The organism is Xanthobacter sp. BG11Y11_SDJG, assembly GCF_057364445.1.
In genome coordinates, this window is record NZ_JBNFNU010000663.1 from 1 (window position 1) to 1355 (window position 1355).

General features: G+C 75.0%; 1 protein-coding gene and 2 pseudogenes. All 3 read left to right on the plus strand.

Annotated features, from left to right (window positions below; genetic code table 11):
* A pseudogene (locus AC2W7M_RS25540) lies at positions 1–187 on the plus strand (GNAT family N-acetyltransferase); the annotation flags it as partial.
* A gap of 85 nt (positions 188–272) precedes the next feature.
* Positions 273–692 (plus strand): annotated as a pseudogene (locus AC2W7M_RS25545) (CHASE2 domain-containing protein); the annotation flags it as partial.
* 62 nt (positions 693–754) lie between these two features.
* A partial coding sequence (locus AC2W7M_RS25550; protein ID WP_486135907.1) for a CHASE2 domain-containing protein occupies positions 755–1355 on the plus strand: 601 nt, incomplete at its 3' end.

Sequence of the window (1355 nt, forward strand, 5' to 3'; positions counted from 1 at the left end):
CGGGAGAGGTGGCGGGCGAGGGGCCGCTCTTCCTCGACGTGCCGGAGCCCAACCGGGGCCGGCGCGGCGCTCGCCGGCGAGCCTGGGCCTTGCCCCGGTGTTCGAGACCGCCCGCATGTATCACGGCCCGGCGCCCGCCCTTCCGCTCGAGCGCATCTTCGGCATCACCAGCTTCGAGCTCGGCTGAGACCGTCCGCGCGCAAGCCGATTCTCTTTCCCGGCGCCGCGCTCTATGGTTCACGCGCGGGCAGGAAAGGGCGGACCGGCGACACATGACCTCGCGGCTCTACTGGCTCTCAACCGGAGCGGCGCTGGCCGCCGGGCTCGGCCTGATCCTCGCCGATCCCGCGCCGCTGACCGACCTGCGCAACGGCCTCTTCGACCTCTACCAGCGCGCCGCGCCCCGGCCCTACGACCCCGAGGCGCCGGTGAAGGTGGTGGACATCGACGACGCATCGCTGGCGCGCGAAGGCCAGTGGCCCTGGCCCCGGGCGAAGCTGGCGGCGCTGGTTCAGCGCCTCGCCGAGAAGGGGGCGGCGGCGGTGGCGTTCGACGTCACCTTCTCCGAGCCCGACCGGCTCGACCCCGCGACCCTCGCTGAGCTGCTTCCCGAACAGGTGCGGGCAACGGTGGCCGGCGCCCTTGCGGGCCAGGAGAGCAGCGACGCCCTTTTCGCCCGCGCGCTCGGCACCCTGCCCTCGGTGCTCGGCGCGGTGCTCACCGACGGCGGCATGGAGACGACGCTGCCGGCGAAATGGGGGATCGCGGCAGCCGGCGACGACCCGCTGGCCTTCCTGCCGCGCTTTTCCGCCGTGGTGGCGCCGCTGCCGGCGCTGGCGCAGGCGCGGCCGGCATCGGCGTGCTCAACTGGCTGCCCGACCGCGACCAGGTGGTGCGCCGGGTGCCGCTGCTGCTCGGCCTCGGCAACGAGGTGGTGCCGAGCCTGGCCGCCGAGGCGTTGCGCGTGGCGCAGGGCGCGTCCACCTATGTGGTGCTGTCGTCCAACGCCTCGGGGGCGCAGGCCTTCGGCGCCGCCACCGGCATCGTCGCGGTGAAGATCGGCGCCGTCGAGGCGCACACCGACGCCCAGGGCGAGGTCCGGGTGCGCTTCTCGCCCTCCGATCCGCGCCGCTTCGTCCCGGCCCATGCGGTGCTCGACGGGACCGTGGACCGCGCGGCGCTGGAGGGCCGGATCATCCTCGTCGGCACCAGCGCCGCGGGGCTCAAGGACACGCGGGCAACGCCGCTCGACGCCGCGGTCGCCGGGGTCGAGATCCAGGCCCAGCTGATCGAGCATCTCGTGTCGGGCGCGGCGCTCGCGCGGCCGGACTGGGCGCGGGGGCGCCGAACTCCTG